Below are 1,618 nucleotides of genomic sequence, written 5' to 3'. Positions count from 1 at the left end.
CCACGGCAGGCGCCGCGACGACCGCCGGGGCCGGAGCCGCAGCCGCGGGCTGCGCGTAGGCGACCGCCGGGGCCGGGGCGACGGGCGTCGTGGCACCGGCCTCCGCGCCGCCACCACGCGCCGCGATGAGCTCCGCGAGCGCCCGCGGGGTCCCCGTCTCCTCGAAGAGTTCCCGCATGGACACCTTGACCCGGTGCTCCTGCTCCAGTTCGCGCAGCACGCTGATCATCTGGAGCGAGTCCGCGCCGAGGTCGAAGAAGGAGGTGTCACCGGTGATGTCGGCGGGGTCGTGGCTGAGATGCCTGGCGGTGAGCTCCACGATGTGCCGGAGGACCCGCTCGACCGCTGCCTCGTGCTGTACCACTACGGTTCCCTTTCGTACGGATGTGCCGGACCGGACAGCCGTCGGCTCCGGTCCCGTCCAGTAGTCCTTGTGCTGGAAGCGGTAGCCGGGCAGCGGGATCCTGCGCCCGCCGGTGCCCGCCACGAGCGTCCGCCAGTCGAGCTCCACGCCCGCGCAGTGCAGTTCCGCGACCGCCGACCACAGCGCGTCGAGCCCCGCGCCGCGCCGGAGCGTGGGCACGGCCCGTACGTCCGGCAGGGCACGGCGGGCCAGTCCGCTGAGGGTGGTGTGCGGGCCGATCTCGATCAGGGTCTCGACCGCGTTCCCGACCGCGTTCTCGGCGAGGGCGTCCGCGGCGGCGACACCGCGCAGCGCCTCGTCGAAGCGCACCGGTTCACGGGTGTGGCGTACGAGGTAGTCGGCGTCGGGGGTCCAGCCGGGAGCGCGGACCCGCCCGTCGAGCCCACTGGCGAAGGGGACGGTGACCGGCCGGAACGCCACGCCGCCGAGCACCGCCCGCAGGGGCTCCAGCACCGGTGCCGTCAGGACGGTGTGGAAGGCGCGGTCCACGGGCAGCCGCTCGCCCCGGATGCCGCGTTCCTCCAGCAGGGCGCTCAGCTTCTCGACGGCGGTGACGGGACCGGCGAGGACGTGGCTCCGTTCGCCGTTGGCGACGGCGACCTCGATGCCGGGGACGTCGGCGGCCAGTGCCTCGGCCGTGCCGCGGTCGACAGGCACGGCGACCATCCCGCCCTCGGCGCAGTACAGCCGCATCAGCCGTCCGCGTTCGGCGGTCAGGCGCAGGCCGTCCTCCAGGGACAGCGCCCCGGCCGCGTACAGCGCCGCGTACTCCCCCACGCTGTGCCCCGCGACGGCCGCGGGCGTCACCCCGGCGTCCCGCCACAGGCGGACGAGCGCGCACTGGAGGGCGAACAGGGCGGGCTGCGCGGTGTCGGTGGGCCATACCTCCGGCACGGCACCTTCCGTTTCCGTGCCGAGCAGCCCGCCGAGGAGCGTCCCGCCGTGGAGCTCGCGGTAGTGGCGTTCGCAGGTGTCGAGGACCTCGCGTACGGCCGGGAAGCGTGCGTACAGCGGGCGCGCCATGCCGGGGTACGGGCTGGCCTGACCGGTGAACAGGAAGCCCGTGCGCACGGCCGCGTCGCGGGGCGGCGTGCCCGTGGTGACCGTGGCGGGGCGGGCGCCCGCCAGCCAGGATCCCAGGGCGTCGGCGAGCGCGGCGGGAGTGGTGCCGCGGGCGGCGAGCCGCTGCCGTCC

At 75.5% G+C, this 1,618-nt stretch carries 1 protein-coding gene; it reads right to left on the bottom strand.

The features are described from left to right. The coding region (locus K6I34_RS36690; protein WP_229332347.1) for an acyltransferase domain-containing protein at positions 1 to 1,618 on the bottom strand (1,618 nt) is incomplete at both ends.

Origin of the sequence: Streptomyces sp. UNOC14_S4, assembly GCF_020740835.1 — a bacterium.
Taxonomy (GTDB): Bacteria; Actinomycetota; Actinomycetes; order Streptomycetales; family Streptomycetaceae; genus Streptomyces.
Note: the sequence above shows the minus strand (reverse complement) of the source record. Positions and strands in the feature narration are given on the sequence as shown.